Annotated in this window: 6 protein-coding genes; 3 read left to right on the top strand and 3 right to left on the bottom strand. The window is 48.8% G+C overall.

Annotated elements, in window-relative coordinates; genetic code table 11:
• The 3 genes from Q7S09_01550 to Q7S09_01540 all read right to left on the bottom strand — a co-directional run.
• A partial coding sequence (locus tag Q7S09_01550; protein MDO8557859.1) for a hypothetical protein occupies positions 1-352 on the bottom strand: 352 nt, incomplete at its 3' end.
• Positions 353-466: 114 nt separating this feature from the next.
• Positions 467-1,132: a histidine phosphatase family protein gene (locus Q7S09_01545; GenBank protein ID MDO8557858.1), complete on the bottom strand. Its 666-nt coding sequence runs from the start codon at positions 1,130-1,132 to the stop codon at positions 467-469.
• Positions 1,133-1,146: 14 nt separating this feature from the next.
• Positions 1,147-1,629, bottom strand: coding sequence for an 8-oxo-dGTP diphosphatase (locus tag Q7S09_01540; protein MDO8557857.1), 483 nt, complete (start codon positions 1,627-1,629; stop codon positions 1,147-1,149).
• Between the two features lie 74 nt (positions 1,630-1,703).
• Here Q7S09_01540 and def point away from each other — a divergent pair, with 74 nt between their 5' ends.
• The 3 genes from def to Q7S09_01525 all read left to right on the top strand — a co-directional run bounded on the left by def (position 1,704) and on the right by Q7S09_01525 (position 3,750).
• Complete coding sequence (gene def / locus Q7S09_01535; protein ID MDO8557856.1) at positions 1,704-2,159, top strand: peptide deformylase; 456 nt, start codon at positions 1,704-1,706, stop codon at positions 2,157-2,159.
• Between the two features lie 7 nt (positions 2,160-2,166).
• Entirely contained in the window at positions 2,167-3,168 is a 1,002-nt protein-coding gene (gene fmt, locus Q7S09_01530; GenBank protein MDO8557855.1) for a methionyl-tRNA formyltransferase, read from the top strand.
• An 84-nt stretch (positions 3,169-3,252) separates the two neighbouring features.
• Positions 3,253-3,750 (top strand): hypothetical protein, encoded by a 498-nt coding sequence (locus Q7S09_01525; protein ID MDO8557854.1) that lies wholly within the window; start codon positions 3,253-3,255, stop codon positions 3,748-3,750.
• Positions 3,751-4,064 lie beyond the last annotated feature (314 nt).

Below are 4,064 nucleotides of genomic sequence, written 5' to 3'. Positions count from 1 at the left end.
TACCGGCTGCCTCCATCTTGGCAAGACGCTCTCCTATGCGATCGGCAAGATTCTCAAGCCTCTTGATAAGCACCTCGAAGCGATGCTTCATCTGCCTGAACTGCTTCCGGATGTTCTCCTTTCTGCGGGCATCGAGCTTCTGCTTTATCTCGGCCTTCTTCTCAATCACACGCTCCTTAACTTCCGCCTTGCGCTCTATGGCCCCCTCCTTCCCCCGCAAAGGAGAAACTTTGGGAGACGGGGAAACGGAAGAGACTGGTGTTGGTGATGGAGTTGGCGTTACCGTTTGCGCGAAGGTTGAAACGGCAAAAAACATCGTGCCGCCTACCGCTATCGCTATAGATTTTCTCATGTAAAGTCTGTGCATAGTATTTGATGAAGAATAAGGATTTAAAATTCCGATATAGGGATAGGATAACACGAGAATAGAATGGTAGCAATGTGCATCTTAGCAGATTATCCACATCTATATTTTCTTCGCCCATGGAACAAAACCTTCGTCCTTGAGCACCAACCTTGATTTCCCGTCTTTAAGAATGCCTTCGTAGACCGTCAGGGAGGCGTTTTCAAAGACGCCGGCTTCGTATCTTTTTACCGCCTCCTCGATCGGGAAATGATGCAAAAGTCTTTGGAAGAGTATCAGCCAATGCCCGTGTGCAACGATCAAGATCCGTTTGCCGTCGTAGTCCCGATTGAGCGTTCCCAGGAAGCTATGAATGCGCAGTTCAACATCCGGCCAATTCTCACCGCCCAAAGGCCGGTAGTGATACAGCCCCTCGCGCTCTTTTCGTGCCAATTCCTCGGGAAAGCGATTCCGGATTTCCTCCTTTGTCATGGTATGCCAAATGCCCCGTTGCGCTTCGGCAAGCCGCGGATCCTCGTATATCCGCGCTTCCTTGAACATGAGTGACATCGTGTCTTTGGAGCGACGGTAGTAGGAAGCATAGAATGCGTCGAAGTCTCCGAACTTTTCTTTTATATACTGCCCGGTTATCTCGGCTTGTTTTTTCCCGCGCTCGGTAAGCCCGTAGGCATGCGTAGAAACGGCAAATCCCGCGCGCTCATCGGCAGAGCGTATGTTGCCTTCGGATTCGGCATGTCGCACAAAGACTAATACGGTAGGCCAGGCCATGGATTTTACAGTAGTTACACTGGACTATATTCTGTTTCGGCAAGCTCGTGCCTGAGGAGCGTATCGTTGTCACGAAAGTAGAATTTCCCCTCAACGCTCTTCCCTTCAAGCACCAAAGGCAACCAATAAATGTCATCCGGCCACATTTGGCTAAACGGGATCTCGCTCTTCAAGAACCATTGCGGCTTCATTTCCTCAGACTCCGCCGGCTCTCCTTTAAAAACTGATGCGTTAAACACATGTATTTCCAAAACTTCTCCGGGATTATTTTCAAACTCAAAAAATAAAATGCCGCGCTTTTTCAGATTTGTCGGTGCAATATATGCCTCCTCCCGCACCTCCCGCTCGGCGGCCGTCTCCACATCCTCCCCCTCCTGCACCTTTCCACCAAATCCGTTCCATCGTCCCGCGCCGAACCCGCGCTTTTTCATGCCTAAAAGCACATGCGTATCGGTGTGAATAATGCAGAGTGTCAGAATTTTTTTCTTTAAACTCATATGCCAAAGAATACCATATGGGCCGGACACTGGTCTACTTTCATCAATATAGAAAATACGCTACTATACTACATATGCCCATCCTTCAACTCACACTTAACCCCGAGCCGATACTTCGCAAAACCATCGCAGAAGTTTCGGATATTTCCGATTCGGAAGTACAGCGCCTCATTCCCGACATGCGCGTCACTATGGTGGCCGCGCAAGGCATCGGGCTTGCGGCAAATCAGGTCGGGCAGGACCTGCGCATCTTCACTATCGACAAAACACTAGCTAAAAAAGCCGGCATTTCCGACGTATTCATCAACCCGGTCATTGAACACATATCAGAAAAAATATCCTCAATGGAAGAGGGATGTCTTTCCGTCCCGGGAAAATTTTCTCAAGTAAGGCGTCCTGCAGAAATAACGGTAAGCGCGCTCGACGAAAAAGGCACACGCTTTAGCATAAAAGCCTCCGGGCTTCTTGCCCGCGTACTGCAGCACGAGATAGATCACTTAAACGGCGTGCTGTTCATCGATAAAATTTAGGATTCGGATGCTCAAACTTTCTAATGAAGTAAAAAATATCTTCTCTGGGCTGCGCCTTGTGTATTTTGGCACGGGAACGTTTGCTCTGCCTGCCCTGAAGGCTTTATTGGAAGCGGGCATAAAACCCATCGTTGTCGTTACTTCTCCCGACATGAAAGTTGGACGCGATCAAATACTTACCCCTTCGCCAATCAAGGCATTCGCCGTAAATAAAAATCTTCCTTTGCTTCAACCGATAAAACTTGACGAGGAATTTCTTGGAACATTTAAAAAATTACAGCCGGACATTGTGGTACTCACCGATTATGGAAAGATCATCCCACAAAAGGTTCTCGGGGTCCCCGTTCATGGTTTTCTTAACATTCACCCTTCTCTTCTGCCCAAATACCGCGGCGCCTCTCCCGTTGAAAACGTTATTCTGAACGGCGAGATCCAAACCGGCGTCAGCATTATCGTCGTTGATGCCCTGCTGGACCATGGCCCCATCGTTTCAAAACGCAAAACCAAAATTAAAGAGACCGACACCGCGCAAACCCTCCGCGAGCGTCTTTCACGCGTCGGCGCCGAGTTGCTTATAAAAAGCCTTCCTCGCTATCTGACGAGTAAAAACAATCCCAAAGAACAATCTCACGATGATGCTTCGTTCACAACCCAACTTAGCCGCGAAGACGGAAAAATATCATTTGCAGAGGACGCAGAAACGATAGAAAGAAAAGTAAGGGCGTTCACACCATGGCCGGGGGCATACGCAATATGGAAAACAGCAGACGGAGAAAAACGATTGAAAATTCTAAAGGCTTCCGTGGGCCAAGGCATTGCTTCCGAGGAACTTTCGGATGCCGTAGAACCTCCATACGGCCTTGTCGTTAAGCACGGCCCGGAGATAGGCATCCTTACCAGCAAAAGAATTCTGGTGCTCCACAATCTGCAACTTGAAGGGAAAAGTCCAATGAACGCCAAAGACTTTTTGAACGGCTACTCCCAAATCATTGGAAACGTTTTGATCTGAGGTTTCTTGGGCAAGTTTTTGCGTGTTAAATTTTTTTAAGATTGATAATCGTACGATTTTATAAAACTTTTCGTGCTTACTCATATGGCTAAACATTTTTTTATTATTGCAATTATTGCAGCGCTTGCGGGAGCCGGGTATTGGTTCTCGCCATTACGCAATAAAGAAGCATCTCCCGACTCCCTAAGCGTCTCCCCAACCCCTGCAACTTCGGTCTCCCCTGCTTTAAACCCCTCGGCTAAACCCTCTTCAACGGCAAAGCCCAAAACTTCAGCAATACCCAATCCCTCTGTCCCGGCAGCGATAGAGACGTATCAGGATGCTCTTGGTGTATATAGCGCTTCGGGATTCCGTTTTCAATTCTCTAACTGCCAGGCGTCTCCCGGCTCACTCGTTATGAAAGTTGGGGCAAAATTCATGCTGGATAATCGTGATGTGGTCGCGCGCACTATCGGCGTTAGCTCGAAAATATACAACATCGGGGCATACGGCTTTGCAATCGCAACAGCTCCAGTGCAGACCGGCACGCACTACATCACCTGCAACGGCGGCGGCACGGCAACGATTTCGGTACAACCCTAGACAGGCCCGAATAAAAACTCCCCAGTTTTGCTGGGGAGTTTTTTTGTGCAATGTATTTGTCCCCACGGAAATACGCAGGGACTGCGTCGTGCTTGCCCCGCACGAGCATGTGCGGGACTGCGACACGAGTACCAACTCAATAGAACATATTAGGTCGTGTCTTGTAGCGGGTACGGGATTCCTTTTTCTCGCCTCGTCCCTCCGGCTCGAAAAAGCCCGGGAAGTCCACCGGACTTCCCTTCTCATCCCGTCCCAGAACTTCAAATGAGAAATTTAAAACACCACGCCACGGAGGTGTTTTAAATTTCATTCGT

The organism is bacterium (genome assembly GCA_030649025.1).
Classification (GTDB): Bacteria; Patescibacteriota; Minisyncoccia; order JAUYLV01; family JAUYLV01; genus JAUSGO01.
The sequence above is the reverse complement of the archived record's forward strand: the minus strand, read 5'-3'. Positions and strand labels throughout refer to the sequence as shown.

Bases quoted from the DNA above. Each gene is read 5' to 3' on its own strand.
- Q7S09_01545 (MDO8557858.1), bottom strand. From the start codon at position 1,132: ATGGCCTGGCCTACCGTATTAGTCTTTGTGCGACATGCCGAATCCGAA.
- Q7S09_01540 (MDO8557857.1), bottom strand. From the start codon at position 1,629: ATGAGTTTAAAGAAAAAAATTCTGACACTCTGCATTATTCACACCGAT.
- def (MDO8557856.1), top strand. From the start codon at position 1,704: ATGCCCATCCTTCAACTCACACTTAACCCCGAGCCGATACTTCGCAAA.
- fmt (MDO8557855.1), top strand. From the start codon at position 2,167: ATGCTCAAACTTTCTAATGAAGTAAAAAATATCTTCTCTGGGCTGCGC.
- Q7S09_01525 (MDO8557854.1), top strand. From the start codon at position 3,253: ATGGCTAAACATTTTTTTATTATTGCAATTATTGCAGCGCTTGCGGGA.